Below are 18,620 nucleotides of genomic sequence, written 5' to 3'. Positions count from 1 at the left end.
CAATAACTTTCTATCTCCCCTACACCCAAGCGCTCCCCTATCTCCCCTGCTTCTGGTTTGTCAAACCATTTATAGCATCAGCAAGAGCTGTGGTTAAACTTTTGCGCGTTTGGGTGTGGTTGTCTTGTTCTGTTTTCAAAGCTTGTAGCAGGCGATCGCGTTCTTTGGTAACCAAAATCAATTTTGCTTGCAATTCCTCCACAGATTTTAGTTGTTCGACTTGTTGTTCAATGACTGTTGCAGCAGTGGGATCATCAAGTCGTGCGTCCTCAATACCTTTAATTTGCTGTATTTCTGCTTTTAAAGAGGCAATTGTCTGTTGCGCCATTTGAGCATCTGTACGGCGTTGTTCCGCTTCGATGTTGTAAAGTTTGCGCCATTTTTCGCCACTTTGCCACCCCGCGTCCTGTTCGGCTTGAATTTCCACAATCTGCTGTTTGAGGGCTTTAATTTCTGCCAACCACTGTGAGGTTAATTCTTCTGTCATAAATGCTTTTGTTTTTTACTGTTTTTAATGGTATTTTTTGTTACACAAGTACTGTACTACTTTAACGAAGTTTTACAAAATTAAGGATCAAGTATAACCATACCCAGTTAGAGAGTTAAAATATTTAACGGTTTGAAAACTCAAATGTAAACGCCGTAATGTCTGAAATTCCCCCTTCCTACCCCATAATTGAACCTGATGTCAGAGTACCGACTTTAAGAAGGCTGCGTCAGTTAAGTCATTTACTCGATAGAGCTATTACCGTTCCAGGAACGCAAGTTCGTGTTGGTCTAGATCCAATCATAGGATTAATACCTGTTGGTGGTGATTTTTTAGGAGTCATGCTTTCAGCGTACATTGTCCTTGAAGCTGCACGACTAGGAGCACCTGGCGCTACTTTAAGTAGAATGATGATCAATATCATTCTTGATGGCTTAGTAGGTGCAATACCCATAGCAGGAGACCTGTTTGATTTCGCCTGGAAAGCGAACGAGCGTAATGTTAAGCTACTCGAAGATCATCTGAGGTCTCCTAGCCACAGGAAGAGTGCAGACAAGTGGTTTGTATTTGGGGTTTTTATTGTATTATTCATAGTTGCTATTGCATTAGTCGCATTTACCGTAATGTTCATTAGACTGCTTGGATCACTGCTTGTAATGCTACAGGGATTGTTAAGTGGCGGTTAAAACAGTGAACAGGGAACGGGGAACAGTGAACAGGGAACAGGGAACAGGGAACAGGGTTATGGGAAATAAAAACTGATAACTGATAACTGATAACTGATAACTGGTAACTGGTAACTGATAACTGATAACTGGTAACTGATAACTGGTTAAATAAGTTACGACAAAATAAATGAAAGATTGGTGGCAAGAGACTTTCCCGAAAGGTCGGCAAAATCTTATAATTACCGATGCGAATGGGTATCCTGTCAAAATAGCTTACGGAGAAAAAGGAACAGGTAAACCTTTATTCCTGTTACATGGTGTTGGCAGTTGGAGCTACAATTGGCGTCATAGTGTTCAGCCACTTTCTGAGCATTTTCGAGTCATTTGTTTTGATGCCAAAGGTTACGGGTTTTCCGAAAAACCGGTGTCTCGTCGGGAACAAAGTGGTCATCAAATTATTGAATTTGAAAGAATTATTCTTTCTTTATGCGATGAACCCGTTGTTCTTGTGGCAGAATCTTTAGGTGCATTAATTGCTCTTGGGCTTGCTCAAACAAATCCCCACTTAATTGCACGGCTTGTAGTCTTGAATGTACCTATTTTTCCTCAACGTTTACCTCATTGGGGAATGTCGTTACTTTCTCAAATACCATTAGAAATGGTGCAAGCGATCGACTCTTTTCGTCTAGCGCATCTATTTGCACCACTTGTCAGAGAAATTATGGCAATAGAAAGACGTGGAGTTTTATACGATCCATCAATACTGACGCAGGAAGATGTTTACTGGATAACTTATCCTTACACTGAAATTCCAGGAACTCTTACGAAGGTAGCAGAAGAGTTACAAATCGCAGCACAAGAAATCGAACAATTCCAAAGCAATAAACCGAATCTCATCAGTAAAGTTCAGGAGAATCTCGGTGCAATTAGATGTCCTAGCCTGATTTTATGGGGTGAACTAGATAGTTGGTTTCCTGCTAGCGATGGAGAAAAATTGCGTCAACGCCTTCTGGATGCAAGATTACAAATTTTACCAAACTGCTGTCATGATGCGTCCACTGGTGCTTCACAAGCAGTGAATGCAGCGATTCTTCATTTTTTGCAGGAAACTAATTTTTATTAAACCAGTGAACACTTACCAACTGATAACTGATAACTGTTCACTGATAACTGCTTAAACCACTCGATTCTGGCGGATACATTCCGCATACCATTCAAAGCTGGCTTTTGGAATACGTTTTTGTGTTTCGTAGTCCACATAAACAATCCCAAAGCGTCTGGAGTATCCCCAAGCCCACTCAAAATTATCCATCAAACTCCACAAGAAATATCCCTTCAAAGGATACCCTTCACTTACAGCGCGATGCGCTGACTTTAGATGCTGTCGCAAGTACATTATCCTGTCAGTATCCAGAACTTCACCAGTTGCATTAACTTCATCTTGAGCCGCACAGCCACTCTCGGTGATGTACACTGGTAAATCATTACGCCCCACCGTTTCGCTGATATGCCGGATTCCCCAATAAATACTTTCAGGTAAGATATTCAACCAAGGCATATGCATTTGCGGGTAGCCTTTGGGAAAGTTGAGGAATTCGTAACCTAATTCATTATCAGCAGCACGAACATATGTGCCAGTGTAGATGTTCAGACCAAGAGAATCAAGAGGTTGGTGAATGATTTCTAAGTCACCTGGTTGTATATCTGGGGCATCTTTTTTCAAATTGTCTAGCATTGTGGAACTGTAAGCCCCAGTCAGGGCAGGGAAAATAATGCCACCATTTTGCCCGCAGCTGTGGAAGGCATTTTTAGCTGCTGCGACATTAACAGGTGATTCGTTGATCGGAACTGTAACGGAGATATTATCGACTAGAGCAACTTGACAAGGAACAGGTGAAGCAGCGCGGATCGCTTGACATCCCAACCCATGAGCAAGTAACGCATGGTGAGAAGTTTGCCAAACTTCCTTTCTACTCCTGACTTGTTTCCCAGGGGCGTGGGGAGGTTTGTGTTTGACGTCATAACTCATGTGGGTAAAACAGGGGATTTCGTTGAGAGTCATCCAGTGGGTTATGCGATCGCCCAACCCCCTCACAACCGCCGTCACATAATCAGCATAATCGTACGCCATCTGGCGACTTTGCCAAGAACCGTACAAGTCTTCTAATGCTTGAGGGCTATCCCAGTGAAACAGGGTTGCATGGGGAGTGATGCCATATTCGTGCAAACAATCCACCAAACGTTTGTAGAAATCTATGCCCTCTTCATTCACTGTGCCACGACCGTCAGGAATGATGCGAGTCCATGCAATACTAAAACGATAGTGTTTGATGCCCAATTGTGCCATAAGCTGTACATCTGCCTTATAGCGATGGTAGTGATCGCAGGCTACAGCACCTGTATCGCCATTCAAAACTTTTCCTGAAGTAGCGCTGAAAGTGTCCCACACACTGGGTTTACGTCTTCCTTCTCGATATGCACCTTCAATTTGATAAGCAGCAGTCGCAGTACCCCAGCAAAAATCTTCTGGAAATTTATACATAATCACAATTTTAGATAACGTCACTATTTTCTTGAATTAAAGCTCAATTCGGTTATGAGACTTCTTGCAAAAGTGAGATTTTAGGAGGTTCTGTTAAAAGTTAAGCCTTCAGAATTCCCTATTCCCTACTTCTGCAAGAAGTTTATTGTAAAGATTTGTAAAAGAAACACGAAATTTCTGATGAAGAAGTTGTAGTTATTATCAGAACCCACTAAAATTTTTCAGGCTATGGTGTTAATCCGTGACGTTGTTCAAGAAGCTATAGCAGCTGGATATCTCAGCCTTGCAGCAGAAGAACAATTGCGAAATCTTCTGAAGAAAAAGTATGAGTTGGAAGATTTCAATGCTTTTATGACATTGCAAGAGGTTGCTAGTTTAGGGAAGATTCGACAGGAGTCTCGTGAGTTGAGGCTGTACGAGCAGCAAATGCAATAATTTATTATCAATCCCCTCAAACACTAAGAAACATCCACTTAATAGACAGACTCTGTGCACAACTTCAGGAGTCTATGTTTGTTGTTTTTTCTTTTTCCGGAATTTAGTCTTCACAGAGTGATGATCTAAATAGAGATTTGAGCAGATAGATGAAAGGACAAGCAATGGTTGCAGATTTATCGATGCCTCAAAAATCACAAATCCCAAAACGACAACCATATTGGTGAATGCTATGACTACCTTAGAAATCAACTCCAACAAACAAGACAACAAATCCGCGAAGAAAAAACAGAAGTCTTTTCCCTACACGAGTGTTGGTACTCCTTTAACACTTTTGCGCCCACGTCAGATTAAGCAGCAGCAACATGAGTTGCTGAGTGATTGGGAGCATGCAAGTTAATTTCGCTTCATGAAGGCGTACTACTCTTGAGCTTTTTTAGGATTGCCCACATTTATGATAACTTCGGTACAGGGGCGGGGCCATTTCTTTAGTGGTGGCGATGTCATAAGCTTATTCTTCATTTTCTAGCATTTGCTTCGCTTGCAGAAGGTACTGTTGATGTTCCTCAGTAACTGTTGGGTATTGGAGATTGAGTTCTTTTAACTTAGTGCAAATGATGTTAGCAACGGTGAGACGTGTAAACCATTTGCGATCGGCAGGAATAATGTACCAAGGTGCCCAATTCGTACTGGTGTGATTGAAAACATCTTCATAAGCGTGCATGTAATCATTCCAAAAAGCTCGTTCTTGAGCATCGCTGATGGAAAACTTCCAATGTTTTTCTGGCAATTCAATTCTGTCTAAAAAACGTTTTTTCTGTTCCTTTTTTGAAACATTCAGAAAAAACTTTAGGACAACAATCCCATTATTTACCAAATATTTTTCAAAATTATTAATTTCCTCAAAGCGTTGCTTCCAAATTTTATTTTCCTCTGGAATATGGGGAAGTTGTTGCTTTGTGAGAAGTGCTGGGTGAACGCGAACTACAAGGACTTCTTCATAATACGAACGATTAAAAATTCCAATTCGACCTCTTTCAGGCAAAGCTTTTGTGCTTCGCCAAAGATAGTCATGGTCTAATTCTTCACTATTTGGAGATTTAAAACTAAATACCTGACATCCTTGCGGGTTGACGCCTGACATTACATGTTTGATGGTGCTATCTTTTCCAGCAGCATCCATTGCTTGAAAAATAATCAACAAGGCATAAGTGTTTTGAGCATAAAGAACATTTTGATATTTCTTAAGCTGTTGAATATCAGCTTCTAATTTGCCTTGTGCATCCGCTTTTTTGTGAAAATCACCTGTGTAATTCGGATCAGAATCTTTCAAAGAGATTTTTGAGCCTGGTTTAACAATAAAAGGAGTGTGGTTCATAATTTATTTGAATTTTGCTGCTGTTGAGCAGAACGCATTGCTTCTCGCCCGAGAACAAACATCCCCGCGACGCCCAAACAAACAAACCAGACGTACTGATACCAATATTTTCCAATTTGCTGAACTGCACTCAGTTCTGGATGCTGCGTGTTGAGATACAGCAACAGCACAACTATCATCAAAGCCCCAAACCCTACAAAGCTTAAACCAACTCGAATGCGTGCAGGTTGCAGTTCCCAATCGCTAATCTTGTCTAAATCAATCTCAGCTAAATCTTCCAGAAAATCCTCTGCAACGAACGAAGCTGCTTCCACACGCCTAGCCACCTTTGGAGATAACATCGGTACAATTGCTCCGACTGTAGGACGACGCAATAAAGCCTCAGTATCTCGTAGCAATTCCAGAGGCTTACGAGGAAGCGGTTCAGGAGCAAATTCTACCTTTGCTGAAGCAGTTCGAGTGGTTTGGGGTTCAAAGTCCATAGTCGTCTTTTAAGCAGCTAGCAGCCGTTGGGGCAAACAAAAAAATTTGCCTTTAATTTCATTTTACAGAGCGCCACAAGAATAAGAAACTTCTTGGCTCGGTGAATTTTTTGAAATAATGAACCGCAGAAGAACACAAAATAATTTATCTGTGTTCTTCTGCGTGCGCCTGGAGTTTCTATGCTGCTTTTTGCAACTCCTCAAGTCGCGCCAGAACTTCTTTACTGTGGATGACTGGATTGACTTTGACAAAAGTCTCACGCACAATCCCTTGCGGATCAATAATAAAACTATGGCGCACAGACATAAAGCCCAACCAAGAACCATATGCCTTGCTCACCGCACCAGTGGTATCAGCTAACAGAGGGAATTTGAGTCCTTCTGAATCGCAAAATTCCGCATGGGAATCAACATCGTCAGCGCTGACACCAATAATTTGAGCTTTCTTTTCGATGTATTTGGGTAAATCTTGCTGAAAGCGACGAGCTTCAATGGTACAACCAGAGGTAAAGTCTTTGGGGTAAAAGTAAAGGACAACCCACTGACCTCTCAAGTCAGCAAGAGACATTTTACCATTACCAGTGTTTGTTGGCAAGGTAAAGTCTGGCGCGCTTTGATTAATTGCAGGAAGTTTTCCACCAAGAGCATCAGCAGTTGGGACAAAATTTAACCAACTGATAACAGCTAAACATGTGGCAAATAATACGCTTAAAAAAGTGCGGCGGGAAATCATTATATATAAAGACCAGAAACACAACTTAAGATAAGTTTACAATTTCTAGTTACTATTCTCAGATTCTTAAGAATCCGAAGCGGTTTCTATGCTTTCAATATATTGACTGTCAAGGAGAAAAGCTCCTTTTGTAAAGCGAATACCCCAGTATCCACCAGGACGGCGGTCAAGAACTATACCTTCTTCCCCAATTTGAATCACATCGGGCGGGCGAAGCATAGGCATAGGTTCAGCAGTTTTCACGTAGGGGGGTAGGGCTACGAGGCGGACTTTACTACCAATGGCAAATTCTTTGGTCATGTTGAGTGAGTTTTGAGTGTTACAACGAGATATTTTTGGGAATTGTTCCTTTAGCTAATCGAGTTTAGCCAAATTCAATACCACAATTCGATAATCTCAGAAAAGTGATGTCAGAGGTTATAACTGCTCAATAACCAGATGGACGTTGAAAAGCACCAATAACTTTGTTAATCTCCTGGGCGATTGCCAACAATTCCATCTCTCGCCATCGCTTACCCACAATTTGCATTCCAATCGGTAATCCGTCTTTGGTTTGTCCGATAGGTATCACAACAACTGGATGTCCCGTGAGACTAAATGGCATTGTGTAAGCACCAGAAGCCATGAAGTAAGGCACTTTTTTGCCATCCACTTCCACCGCTTCACCTTTCGGGCGGTGTGTAAATGCGGTTGTCATTGCTACAGGACACAACCAGACATCCCATTGTAAGAGCGCTTGCTCCATTTGGGCAATCAGGCGATCGCGCTCTTGCAATGCCTGAAAGTAACCCTTCATCGTTGGGTTCAAGAACGTAGGCAAGACTCCAGTCACCTTGTAGAGCGATTGCGCAGAGCGCACGCTGAGTCCTTCGGACACGCTGCGCGAACGCGAACGCAGTGACCTATCCCCTTGAGTCCACTCCCGAAACATCAGAGAAATCGTCTTCCCAACTGCATCTAAATTAATAGGTTGAGAGTAAAGCATGGTGTAAGCAACAACGACGTTGTAGAGTTGCAAACCGGCGGCAAAATCAAACCCTGGTGGAACCCATTGCTCGATTTGAACGCCCGTTTGTACCAGAGTATTTGCAACAGCTTGCATTGCTAAACGAATTTCTGAGGCAACTCCAAAAGCTGAGAATTCATCTGTCCAAGCAATTCGCAGCGTTTGTAAGCTTTGAGGAGCAGGAGTATCCAGCCCAACAGGTGGAATTTCAGGTTGACGTAAATCAGCTCCAGCGATGAGTTGCAGGCATAGAGTTAAATCTTCAATTGAGCGAGCAAACGGTCCAGCAGTCAGCATTTGACGAATGCATCTAGGCATCCCTGGAACTTCCGGAATGTGACCTGCTGTCGATACGCGGCGATCTGTTGGTTTGAGTCCAAATACTCCACACAAATGAGCAGGCTGGCGAATCGAACCTGCAATGTCACTGCCTAAGTCTAGAGGTGAAAGCCCCGCAGCAACAGCAGCAGCACTACCACCAGAACTCCCACCTGCTGTGTAATCTAGGTTCCAAGGATTGTTGACACGGGGGAAAATGTCGTTGGTACTTTGGAAATCACCCGCGAGTTCAGCCTGATTCGTTTTACCCAAGATAACTGCCCCAGCAGCACGCAGGCGAGCAACAGCGGTTGCGTCTTGTTTAGGAATGTAATCTTTGAGAGGTTTATAGCCTGCAGTCGTGCGAAGTCCAGCTGTTTCAAATATGTCTTTAATCGTGATGGGCACTCCGTGAAGAACGCCCCAGTTCTCACCTCGTGCTAAAGCTTCATCCGCTTGTTTTGCTCGTTGACGGGCGTGTTCTTCATCTAAGGTGCAGATAGCGTTGAGTTTGGTGTTATGTTTGACAATTTGTATTAATTGTGCATCTAGTACTTCAACAGCAGAGACAGTGCGAGCGCGAATCATGCGAGCAAGCTGGTGAGCAGGTGTAAACACTAAATCGGTCATAATGACTCCTGTGAAATGTAGGAGGAAAAGACTCTAGGGGGAAGTCGCGACAGTGCAGAACTTGATAAAGTTAATTATATTCACTTTTAGTTAATTCAGTTAACTAAATTAACTTATACGAATTTGAAAAAAGAATGCGACAGATACACACTCCTAAACCCAAGTTTCGTCTCGGCTTTCTTCCGGATTGAATTTTGAACTTTGAATTTTGAATTTTGAATTGGTATTATGGGTCGTCCCACGAAAGAAAAATCTCTGAGACAACAGGATGTAATTGAAGCGGCGATCGCCTGCTTAGAAAAAGAGGGAGAATCTGCTCTTGGGGTGAATCGAGTCGCGCGGGAATTGGGAATCAAACCACCCGCGATTTACAAGCATCTCGATGGAAATGCAGGACTCCGGCGAGCAGTGGTATTGGCAATTTGGCGAAAATATTTAACGTACAGCCAGGAACAAATGGCTGGACTGAGTGAACCTCATGCTTTACTAAGAGCAGGCGGACATGCAACTCGTAACTTTGCGCGATTGCATCCAGCACTGTACAAGGTGATGATGCAATTTCAGTTACAGCCAACTGAACCGGATGCTGCTGCACTTATACAAGAATCTCTTGGCTTACTCAAAAAGTCACTACAACTGTATGAGTTAAATGACAGCCAATTGATTGATGTCATGCGGATGGTGAACGCTGCAATTTACGGTTTTATTAGTCTAGAACAAGCAGGATTAATGACACTAGAGCACTCGACGGATACCAGTTATGAAGTTATGCTCAATGCTCTAATCGTTGCGATCGAGCATATCAGACATGAAAGCGCTTAATCTGCAAGGTTTTATCAGCGCTGCGCTGCCAAAAGCCCATAAGCAATTGAGTTCGCACTTTCCCCACATTGATCGGGGCTATATAAAAGTCAACTGGGATATTGTGTCTAAACAGGGACAGTCGGCGGTATGACAAAACTTATTTATTGATACGCCAACTGTTTAAGGTTCGCAAGCCTTAGCAAATCATCTTCTCCAACGCCATTTGCAAATCTTGCGTCATATCATTAACAGCACGTCTTGCTCCTTGACGACTTGTCTGATAAGCTGACCAACGTTCTGTTACTGAAATTGGCTCACCGACTGTTAAGCGTGATTTTCGCCAACCTAACCGAGGTCGTGCAGGATTTTTCTCTCCTTTTATCCGCGCGATGACGTCGAATAAGATTAAGGACGTTTCTGCAAATCTCTCAAAAGTAGGCTTTTGTTGAACATAAGTTCCTGTGACTGCGACAAAACTCTCAACTAGGCGCATATGTAATATCCGCAAAGATGCTTCTTCAGCAATCCAGTCTGCCAAGCCGCGCTCCATAGGTGATAATGCATGTAAGTTTGGCAAATCCTTTCTGTGGATATCATCCCAGCTTGCTGACTCCAAGCGGCGACAACGTTCAATGATAGTTCCTTGGCTTTCCAGTCCAAAAAACTGCTCAGCTGCTTGTAGGGAATTATCTAATACCGTCTGTAGTCGAGCCTCAAGTACTTGGTTACGACTTGCAGATGAATCTATTTGCGTTGTGACTGGTGTACTTTGATGGTAAAAGCGAGCGTAAAACTGCTCCATTTGGGAAAGGATATGTTGACCAAGCCGGAAGAGTCGCTCATAGAAAACTTTTTCTCGCTCAACCAGGTTTGATTCACCAACTTGTTGCACAGATAAGCCGCAATCTGCTTCCAATTTGCCCAAAAGCCAATCTAGTTTTGCCCAAGATGGATTGATGTAGCGATACTGATTGCATATTGGCACAATGAAAACTTCCTCAGTTCGGTTAGCTTTGAGCAAATCTTCTACACACCAGAAGCCCATGTGAGCAACACCAGGTTCTAAAGGGCTGACAATTTCGCTGTGTCCGTTAGTTGCGCCTTCTGGAGCTACACTGATTGGTAGTTGACCATTGGCGAACACATCCCGCGCTGTCCGCATACCAACCTTGTCTAGCCGCTTACCTCGATGAATCGGAAAGCCTCCTAACCGAGAAAAAAACCAACCTAGCCAATCGCCAGCCCACAGAGTCATCCCCCGATCATAGATAAAATGAGAATGAGTCGGATACTGTAATAAAATTCCCCTTTGACGAGCAACTTTCGGCACAGCCTGAGAAAGTAAATACATCATGCAAAGGGGATCATCAACCTCTGGGTGGCGAAATGCCATTAAAAAGCGAATTTTGCCAGCTTGAAATTGTTGGTAGAGATTAACTAGCCTCTCGACATTCACAGTTTCAACCTCCGCAATACCAGCTGGTAACCACGGTCGAGTCCGGAACCGCATTAAAACAGGCAGTGCCCATTTGGTGATATGGTACACTGCTAAGTTAAAATGCTGGGGAATATACTCCAGGGGCGGTTGAGCTTGTTGAATCGAATGAGGCAAGGTAATTCTCCAAGGTGTATTTTTAGGGTTGAGAAACTCAGTGAGACTATTCTCTATGTGCTGCCTCACTGATATCCACCGTTTAAACCAAAGATATGACTCTGTGTCAAGTCACATCGGTGGTAACTTTGGGCTTTATGGTATTATTTATGAACCAAAAAGACGACCAAAGTTATAACCAACTCCTATTGATAAACCTATATCAGTTTCATTGAAAAATGCGGCATTCAAAGCGGCTGTTGCTGTAAATCGAGGAGTTATGGGCACATCGACTCCGCCAGTGACAAGAAAGGCAACTTCAGAGCCGTCACCAGTGTTGATAGCTGCACCTGCTCCTATGTATGGGGCAATAGGCAAGGGAGCAGCAAAAGGATCTGATAGCTGCCTGAATGAAATGTCGTAGGTTACTGGAAGTAAGATAGTTGTATTGTCTCCGATCACTGCTGCTGGTCGCACTGATATCGCATTTGTTAGACCGATTTTGCTGATAACCATAAAGTTACCATCACCCAAAGCAGAGTTACCACCTAAACCAATGTTACCACCAATTCCAATGTAACTTGAACCACCACGGGTTGGTCTGCCGGGGTCAATACTAATATCTGATTGTGCCACCTTAGACTTAGACGACCCAGAAGTGGATGATTGAGCTTCTGCATTCTGGGAATCTATAAGTGCCGCAGATGAAGTTGCTGTTGTTCCAGGAACAGGTGTAACTACATTATTATTAGCTTGGTGTGTGCTAGTTGGTAACTGCTGCTGGTTATTTACATTTGATACTGACGATAGATGATTATCTTGTACAGCAGTGGACTCTACCGCACTAGAGCTAAAAGCTGGTGGGTAGAAGCTTTCTACTTCAGGACTTACCTGATTAACAAACGCATCAGTTCTGGAAGACTGGATTGATTGCTGAGCGCTTGTGGCCTCTACCGTTTGGGCAGCAGCAGATAAACCGCTTCCCAAAACCGCCATAGCCGATAAACTCAGCAAAGAAAATACATTTTTACGAGAAATAATAATGTTCACGTTCACTCCTGAATATTGCCTCAATAAATAACAGTGATATGATTTTTAGTCAACTTTTGGCAATCCCCACCATTTAACATCAAAATACCAATTTTCACATCTTCTATTTGGCTAGATTACCTAAAGTTTGAAAGAAGAATTTCAACGCATAGATTCTCAATTTGACAGAGGGCAAAAAATCTTTATATCATGGTAAATATATCTAATGGTAATAAAAATTTTAACTAACAAAGGGAAACTCTAACCTAGATCTATAGTTTTCTTATACAAAAATGAAATCTTACTGGATATAACGCTGCAAGTACTGACTCTTGTAAGGAGCATCTGCAAAAATCTTTTGGCGCGCAGCAGATACAACATACACAATAGGCTTCTTACAGAAGTCGGGAACGGTTAACGCTTAACATAACCTTGTAAAATCTCACTTTTGGAAGAGGTGTCATTATTTCTAATGTTGTTCTTAATACACTATTCATTTTCATGATTACTTTACAAATTTTTCATATATGTCTAGTAAGTGTGCAAACTTTGGTCGAAAGCGTTGATATAACTATATTTTAGACTCTTGCTCACTGTAGATACACTGAAATTATGTCGTTTTTTTTTATGAAAAATATGTGAAGTGACAATTTTGCTTTATGTTTTCATGATAAATTGTCACATAGTAATTAAATTTGATAGCCGTTAAAGTGAAAAAATCAACGAAATTAAACCGTAAATACGCCTAAAAAATTGAGTTCTAAAGCACATTCGTCATCTGAGAGCAAAGTAACCCTCTCGTTCATATTTCCTACAGACACGCTGCCATGCGATTTGCGTTTACGGGAGATGAACTACCGTTTGGGAAATTCACGCGTTCACTCATTCAAAATTTAAAAAGCTTTTATTGTTAAGTTTTTGGTTGTTTTGAATGATACAGTCCGTGCCCAATTTACTAGTTACCAGGTATTGTATCGACTAAAAACCCAGTTCAGTTAGGTGTTCTCAGTTTGATCATAGAAACGAGTGCGAGTGTGCGCGGTTTTCTCAAAGGCACAATCTGCCTCCGCAAGGACACTATTTTCGTGCCTTATTACGATACGCACATGCGATCAACCTCCGGCTTATCGCCCTTGGTGGCGACCATAGCCTCACCCGTATCATGCCCAGAGGGTTTTCACAAAAAACAGCCCTCTCCCTGAATCGAGAATTCAGACTAATCCGGCGCATCCAGATTGAAGCATAGACGTGCCAAACCTTCTCAAGGTTGGCAATTTCCATACAACTCTCTTTTAAATCTGTTCATTTGCTGAAAGATAGGTGCTATACACAACTAAGATGAAAATCCAAAATCAGGGCATGCTCGAATTCTCAAGATATTCTCTCCTTTCTCATTGTCTACTGAGTCAATTAACCGAAAGTAAGATTTAAGGGTAACTGTGCAAGCCATGAATAAAGTTAAAATTTTGAACTTGGAGATTGACAATTTATCTAAGGTAGAACTGTTGGATAAATTGCGCTCTGGGGTAGTGTTTACACCCAATGTCGATCATTTGATGAAATTACAAGAAGATCCGGAGTTTTTACAAGCATATAGCATTAGTGACTATAAGATTTGTGATAGTCAAATACTCCTTTACGCATCTAAGTTTTTGGGCACGCCAATTCAAGAGAAGATATCGGGTTCAGATTTGTTCCCGGCTTTCTATAATTATCACAAGAACAATCAAAACATCAAAATCTTTCTTTTGGGAGCAGGTATTGGGGTAGCCAGTAAAGCTCAAAATGAAATCAACAGGAAAACAGGCAGGAATATTATTGTTGCCTCCTATTCTCCACCTTTTGGATTTGAAAAAGACGAAGAAGAGTGTCAGAACATCATTAACATGATAAATAGCTCCGGTGCGACTGTCTTAGTTATCGGAGTTGGTGCCCCAAAGCAAGAAAAGTGGATATACAAGTACAAGAGTATGCTACCCCATATAAAGATATTTATGGCGCTCGGTGCCACTATTGATTTTGAAGCAGGAAAGTTGAAAAGATCTCCAAAGTGGATGAGTGAAGTTGGTTTCGAGTGGTTGTTCAGAATTTTATGTGATCCAAAAAGATTGTGGAAAAGATATTTGGTAGATGATATCCCTTTTTTCATATTAATTTTGAAACAAAAGTTCAAGTTCTCTATAACTAAGGAACACAAGAAGAAGAACCCAATGAGTGCAAATTGCTAACAGATTTTAGGTATAAATTTAACACTCAGTTTTCACCTTGTCAGCTAAGTTTGCTAAGTCAGTTTTTCGAGATAACATTTCTGGCGTGCTCTCAAGTCCTACTTGTTTTAAAACTTGTTCCCAACGATACACCCAGTCATGACGCAGTAGCGAATTCATGACATTCTCTTTACGAATTCTATTTACATAATCAGGTCGTGCATCTAATTCTGTGATCATATCCGCTACATTAGCAGGATCGTAAGGAATTTGAATTACTGCATCAGACCAATTAAAGTAAGTTGTATAAGCTTCACAAACTGGAGGAGTCCCAATCATAACAGTTCCGCCAGCAGCGCCTTCAAAAAAGCGAGAACATAATTCATCTTGAGCACCTGTTTGATCAATAGCATCAAACTTTGCTTTATTAGCAATAAAATAACGACTTCTTTTAATCAAATGACTATATAAAGTTCGATGTTCTTTATAGTCCCCCATTTGTAAACCTTTCAGAGAATCAAATAGGTATAAAAAGTTTTTTCGTTCCGCTACTTCCAACAAAGTTTTGTGTACTATTGGTGAACGGCGACCAATGCTATAAACATCTATATGGCGTTGAGGTCGTTCTGGATAGGGACAAAACTTTATAGCATCTACAGCAAAAGGTAAAGAAATACAAGGACGCTGAACCAGATTAGCAATAGCATCAACACTAGAACTTAGTGTCGTAAAGATATAATCAAAATCTTTAGCCAGTTCAAAACAAAGTTTAGTTTTCTGTTCCTCCATTTCTTTTACCCAGATTTCATCAATCCATAAAACAGTTTTTCGACATTTTTCTCGCCATCCTTTAATAGAATTTATGGAAGTGATATCCCAAAAGTGTTGACAGAGAAAAAATAATAAGTCGTATTCTCTGTCTAGAATAGAGGACATGCAACCAGAATTGAGAAGTTTACCTTTAACAAAAGCTCTAGCTGTATTGTTTGATAGCTTTTTTTTGAATGAATTAACTTTACCAGAAGCTAATGTAGGAGTGAGTATATCAGCATAGTCAAAAGTACAAAGAAGATCTTCAAATTCAAAGTCAACAGAGCGATAGACCTCAGAATGAAAACCACGCATTGATACTACCAAAATGCGTGGTTTTTTATTTGAATAAAAAGATAAAGGTTTAGTAAAAATCTTTTGAGGATTTTTTGTCAACATGATTCAATACATGTATGATGTGTCGAATAATATATTAGTATAAGACTGATGAAAACACTGTATTATTATTATGAATATATGCTAAAAATAGCACCTGAGCAGAGAAAAATGAGAAAAAATTATCAGTTTTGGTGAAGGCACTTCAGAGGATGTTTTAAAAGTCCAAGAAGGTATAAAGTTGTCATTCTGTTAGCGTAGCGGGCAAGGGAGCGTATCTCCTGCAAAAATGCTCTTGGAAGGCGCCTACAGTAAGCGCGTGTCCCAAGGGGAGCCACTGCGGACGCCACATGCCTAGGTCGGGAGACCCCTTCGGGTATCTCTATAGCCCTGCCTTGCCCGCACTCGCGTTCGCAGACGCGCGTGTCCCAAGGGGACAAGGGACGCCAGATGCCTGGCTGTCGGGAAACAAGGACCGCAGCCGGTTGTCGTCACCTCCTGCAGCAGTGGCTCGTCTTGGGGTTTCACGCGCTTGTGCTTTGCGACGCAAGGTTACACAAACCCACTGGCTCCCCAAGTGGAGCAAGTGGCGTGATATCATGTCCGGCTAATTAGTTGTGATTACAAAATCTGTGCAAAAACCGGGAAATCCTCTTTCTCCCTGGGAAGAGCCGTCTTAATGATAAGTCTTTCACCGGACATGATATGACACGTGCAAGGGACGCTAGGTTCAGCATGACCTTTAGCGAACGCGCAGCGTGTCGCTTTGCGACTCAGCGAGTGACAACTACTTACCTTATTTGTTAACGCAGCAGCCGAGCCAAAAGTTTTTGCTTATCAGTATTAATAGTTTTCCAATCATCTAGTAGAATACCTCCGGTATCTTTGCTATTGGGATTCCAGCACCAATAGGTAAAGCTAAGCTTTTTCTGATTGATATAATCAACAAACCATCTCTGCCAAATCCCCTCATTAGATTTAGTATCTACTTGATTTCCACCAAATTCACCAATCCAAATTGGGGCAATACCTTGAGTCGCAATATAGTGAAATCCAATCTCCAAACGTTTATATAAATTACCAGGAAGTATAGGTTCTTTAACCCACGGTAGGTGAGGAGCTGCATACTCATGAGGAGAATAGACTAGCTTTTTTGGGACTTTCAAACGCACTGGGTATTTCCGCACACCTTCCAAATTAGCACCCCAAGCATAGATAGGCTGTTTTTGATTAGGCACGTTTCCCACGACTCCCTCTACCAAAATCAGCCAATTTGGATTGACACTGAGAATACTATTTCCAGCTCGTTCTGCGGCTAAGCGCCAGTCTGTTGGGCGATCGCCTGTTCCCCAACTAGCACGACCATGAGGTTCATTTTTCAGATCTGCCCCGATGACGTTGCTATAGCCTTTGTAGCGTTTTGCTAGCAGCGTCCAACTGTCAATCCAGTCTTTCTCGCTAAAGGAATCGTTATACCACAATTCAGACTCAAGCTTGTCGTTGAGGCGGTGACTGTCGAGCAGAATCAGTAATCCTTGCCGTTGCGCCTCCTGGATCACCAGATCCATGACTTCCAGAGGATTTTTACCTTGTAAATCTTTATTTGCACCAATGGAAAAATCAACACCACTGATGTCACTAGAACGCAAAGCTTCCACGGAATAGGGCAAGCGAATGACGTTGTAGCTCAGACTTTTTATCTGAGCAAGCATATCTTTGTAATCCCTCGCCCAAAGTCCGTGAGGAACATGATTTGGTAGTTCCATACCAAACCAGTTGACGCCGCGCAGCAGAGCGACTCGACCTTTGGCATCAATAATCGCAGAACCGCGAGTAGACAAAGGAGGCACAATAGTCGTAGCTGCTTCACTTCTAGCCATGCCAAATTGGTTTACAAACCACGGCGAACAACTACTGAACATTGTGTAAAGTAACACTAAAGCCAAGCCAGCCACAATGTTTTTTGTGACTTGCCCCCACTTTTTGTAATAGTAAACAACGGAAAAACCAATCTTGCGTATTATGGTAAATCCCTGTTTAACAAAAATTGGTCTACTCATAAGACATTATTAGTTAGTACAAGTTAGTACATACCTGCAGTATCTGCAACTTTATCTAGAATTCTGCCCAAAGCTGCTCCTGCTGCATTACAAGAAAAATGTTCTTCAGCATAGCGTTTAGCTGCCTGACCAAGACGGTTGCGTAGTGCTGAATCGTTCCATAACATTTCTATCGCCTGCACTAAGTCATCAACAGATTGGGGTTCAACTAACAAACCTGTCTCGCCATGCTGAATATAATCTTCTGCTCCATGACAACGGGTGGCGATGACAGCACGTCCCATGAGCATAGCTTCTACAATAGTGATTTGTCCCGCTGCTGTCACTTGGGGCAATGGACGCAGAGGTACGACATTGATCCGCGCCTGTTGAGCTAAATCCAAGCAATCTTGCCTTTCAATCCCGAATGGTGTTTTCACATTCGGTGGAATAGTTAATCCTTCTAATGCACGTTCGCTTGATGCGACAACCGTTGGTAGGTTGAGCTTGGACACTGCTTGGAAGAAGGTGGAAAAGTCGCGATGAGCAGAACCAAGTGCTGCAATAAAAGGATGAGTCGTATTCTCTTGATGAGTTATGGGAATCTCTGATTGATGAAAGGGAACAAATTCAAAACGCTCTTTTGGGATTCCCAACCAGTGGTGATAGATATCTATTTCACGGCGTGTATGGACAACAAAGCGATCAATGTGTTTGAGGGTATATTGGGCGATCGCCTGCCGAATTCCACTAGAACAGGTGCCAACATTAAATAACCAAGCTACTACAGGAACGCGCTTCTTGCCAGTCATCCGTTGTTGCATTCCTATGACTGCTGGTAGCTGAGGAAAAAGGGTAATCACGCCTCCCTCAGACGCCTTCATCGCTTCCATACCATGTTGCCAATAAATAAGCCAACTCTTGAACCCAGTCACAGAAGACTTCTGATTGTGCCAGTTTCCTAACGGTATTGAACGTGGAACGATATGGAACTGGTGGCGATCGCCAGGAACATTTCGTGTTAACCAATGCTCGTTCACGAGGTTCTGTTGGTTTATAAACGGTGCTGCAATTGTCCAATGCATATAAATTGAGAATCCCTATGTCAAAATTCTTTATAGTATA

At 42.1% G+C, this 18,620-nt stretch carries 18 protein-coding genes; 6 read left to right on the top strand and 12 right to left on the bottom strand.

What is annotated here, in order from left to right; genetic code table 11:
- Positions 1-37: 37 nt before the first annotated feature.
- Positions 38-487: a hypothetical protein gene (locus DP114_RS14020; RefSeq protein WP_169265173.1), complete on the bottom strand. Its 450-nt coding sequence runs from the start codon at positions 485-487 to the stop codon at positions 38-40.
- A 158-nt stretch (positions 488-645) separates the two neighbouring features.
- Here DP114_RS14020 and DP114_RS14015 point away from each other — a divergent pair, with 158 nt between their 5' ends.
- Together DP114_RS14015 and DP114_RS14010 are read left to right on the top strand one after the other, a co-directional pair.
- Entirely contained in the window at positions 646-1,173 is a 528-nt protein-coding gene (locus DP114_RS14015; protein WP_169265174.1) for a DUF4112 domain-containing protein, read from the top strand.
- Between the two features lie 169 nt (positions 1,174-1,342).
- The gene (locus DP114_RS14010) at positions 1,343-2,278 is read left to right on the top strand and encodes an alpha/beta fold hydrolase (protein ID WP_171976374.1); all 936 of its coding nucleotides are present in this window, start codon (positions 1,343-1,345) and stop codon (positions 2,276-2,278) included.
- A 51-nt stretch (positions 2,279-2,329) separates the two neighbouring features.
- Here DP114_RS14010 and DP114_RS14005 read toward each other — a convergent pair whose 3' ends face one another.
- A complete protein-coding gene (locus DP114_RS14005; RefSeq protein ID WP_246163177.1) occupies positions 2,330-3,721 on the bottom strand; it encodes a GH1 family beta-glucosidase in 1,392 nt (463 codons plus the stop codon).
- Between the two features lie 204 nt (positions 3,722-3,925).
- On the opposite strand from DP114_RS14005, the gene DP114_RS14000 reads away from it, so the two are divergent.
- Positions 3,926-4,132, top strand: coding sequence for a hypothetical protein (locus tag DP114_RS14000; RefSeq protein WP_171976373.1), 207 nt, complete (start codon positions 3,926-3,928; stop codon positions 4,130-4,132).
- 232 nt (positions 4,133-4,364) lie between these two features.
- Positions 4,365-4,532 carry a hypothetical protein gene (locus tag DP114_RS13995; protein ID WP_171976372.1) on the top strand — a complete coding sequence of 56 codons (168 nt, stop codon included), beginning with the start codon at positions 4,365-4,367 and terminating at the stop codon, positions 4,530-4,532.
- A gap of 111 nt (positions 4,533-4,643) precedes the next feature.
- Here DP114_RS13995 and DP114_RS13990 read toward each other — a convergent pair whose 3' ends face one another.
- The 5 genes from DP114_RS13990 to DP114_RS13970 all read right to left on the bottom strand — a co-directional run bounded on the left by DP114_RS13990 (position 4,644) and on the right by DP114_RS13970 (position 8,679).
- On the bottom strand, positions 4,644-5,510 hold the full coding sequence (locus tag DP114_RS13990; protein WP_171976371.1) for a polyphosphate kinase 2 family protein: 867 nt from the start codon (positions 5,508-5,510) through the stop codon (positions 4,644-4,646).
- Positions 5,507-5,992, bottom strand: coding sequence for a hypothetical protein (locus DP114_RS13985; RefSeq protein ID WP_171976370.1), 486 nt, complete (start codon positions 5,990-5,992; stop codon positions 5,507-5,509). The genes DP114_RS13990 and DP114_RS13985 overlap by 4 nt, the downstream gene beginning before the upstream one ends.
- A 178-nt stretch (positions 5,993-6,170) precedes the next feature.
- A complete protein-coding gene (locus DP114_RS13980) occupies positions 6,171-6,725 on the bottom strand; it encodes a peroxiredoxin (protein ID WP_171976369.1) in 555 nt (184 codons plus the stop codon).
- Between the two features lie 66 nt (positions 6,726-6,791).
- Positions 6,792-7,025, bottom strand: coding sequence for a regulatory protein SipA (gene sipA, locus DP114_RS13975; protein ID WP_171976368.1), 234 nt, complete (start codon positions 7,023-7,025; stop codon positions 6,792-6,794).
- A 127-nt stretch (positions 7,026-7,152) separates the two neighbouring features.
- Entirely contained in the window at positions 7,153-8,679 is a 1,527-nt protein-coding gene (locus DP114_RS13970; protein WP_171976367.1) for an amidase, read from the bottom strand.
- 228 nt (positions 8,680-8,907) lie between these two features.
- Between DP114_RS13970 and DP114_RS13965 the strand changes: the two genes are divergently transcribed.
- Positions 8,908-9,501: a TetR/AcrR family transcriptional regulator gene (locus DP114_RS13965; RefSeq protein ID WP_171976366.1), complete on the top strand. Its 594-nt coding sequence runs from the start codon at positions 8,908-8,910 to the stop codon at positions 9,499-9,501.
- A 178-nt stretch (positions 9,502-9,679) separates the two neighbouring features.
- On the opposite strand, the gene DP114_RS13960 is transcribed toward DP114_RS13965, so the two are convergent.
- Complete coding sequence (locus tag DP114_RS13960) at positions 9,680-11,095, bottom strand: 1-acyl-sn-glycerol-3-phosphate acyltransferase (RefSeq protein ID WP_171978192.1); 1,416 nt, start codon at positions 11,093-11,095, stop codon at positions 9,680-9,682.
- A 147-nt stretch (positions 11,096-11,242) separates the two neighbouring features.
- A complete protein-coding gene (locus DP114_RS13955; RefSeq protein ID WP_171976365.1) occupies positions 11,243-12,124 on the bottom strand; it encodes a hypothetical protein in 882 nt (293 codons plus the stop codon).
- A gap of 1,427 nt (positions 12,125-13,551) precedes the next feature.
- Between DP114_RS13955 and DP114_RS13950 the strand changes: the two genes are divergently transcribed.
- The gene (locus tag DP114_RS13950) at positions 13,552-14,331 is read left to right on the top strand and encodes a WecB/TagA/CpsF family glycosyltransferase (RefSeq protein ID WP_171978191.1); all 780 of its coding nucleotides are present in this window, start codon (positions 13,552-13,554) and stop codon (positions 14,329-14,331) included.
- An 18-nt stretch (positions 14,332-14,349) separates the two neighbouring features.
- On the opposite strand, the gene DP114_RS13945 is transcribed toward DP114_RS13950, so the two are convergent.
- The 3 genes from DP114_RS13945 to DP114_RS13935 form a co-directional block, all read right to left on the bottom strand.
- Positions 14,350-15,519, bottom strand: coding sequence for a glycosyltransferase family protein (locus DP114_RS13945; protein WP_171976364.1), 1,170 nt, complete (start codon positions 15,517-15,519; stop codon positions 14,350-14,352).
- A 740-nt stretch (positions 15,520-16,259) separates the two neighbouring features.
- Positions 16,260-17,516: a glycoside hydrolase family 5 protein gene (locus tag DP114_RS13940; RefSeq protein WP_169266244.1), complete on the bottom strand. Its 1,257-nt coding sequence runs from the start codon at positions 17,514-17,516 to the stop codon at positions 16,260-16,262.
- A gap of 23 nt (positions 17,517-17,539) precedes the next feature.
- On the bottom strand, positions 17,540-18,580 hold the full coding sequence (locus DP114_RS13935) for a glycosyltransferase family 4 protein (protein ID WP_169266243.1): 1,041 nt from the start codon (positions 18,578-18,580) through the stop codon (positions 17,540-17,542).
- Between the last annotated feature and the right edge of the window lie 40 nt (positions 18,581-18,620).

Origin of the sequence: Brasilonema sennae CENA114 (genome assembly GCF_006968745.1) — a bacterium.
In the GTDB taxonomy this organism is placed as follows: Bacteria; Cyanobacteriota; Cyanobacteriia; order Cyanobacteriales; family Nostocaceae; genus Brasilonema; species Brasilonema sennae.
The sequence above is the reverse complement of the archived record's forward strand: the minus strand, read 5'-3'. Positions and strand labels throughout refer to the sequence as shown.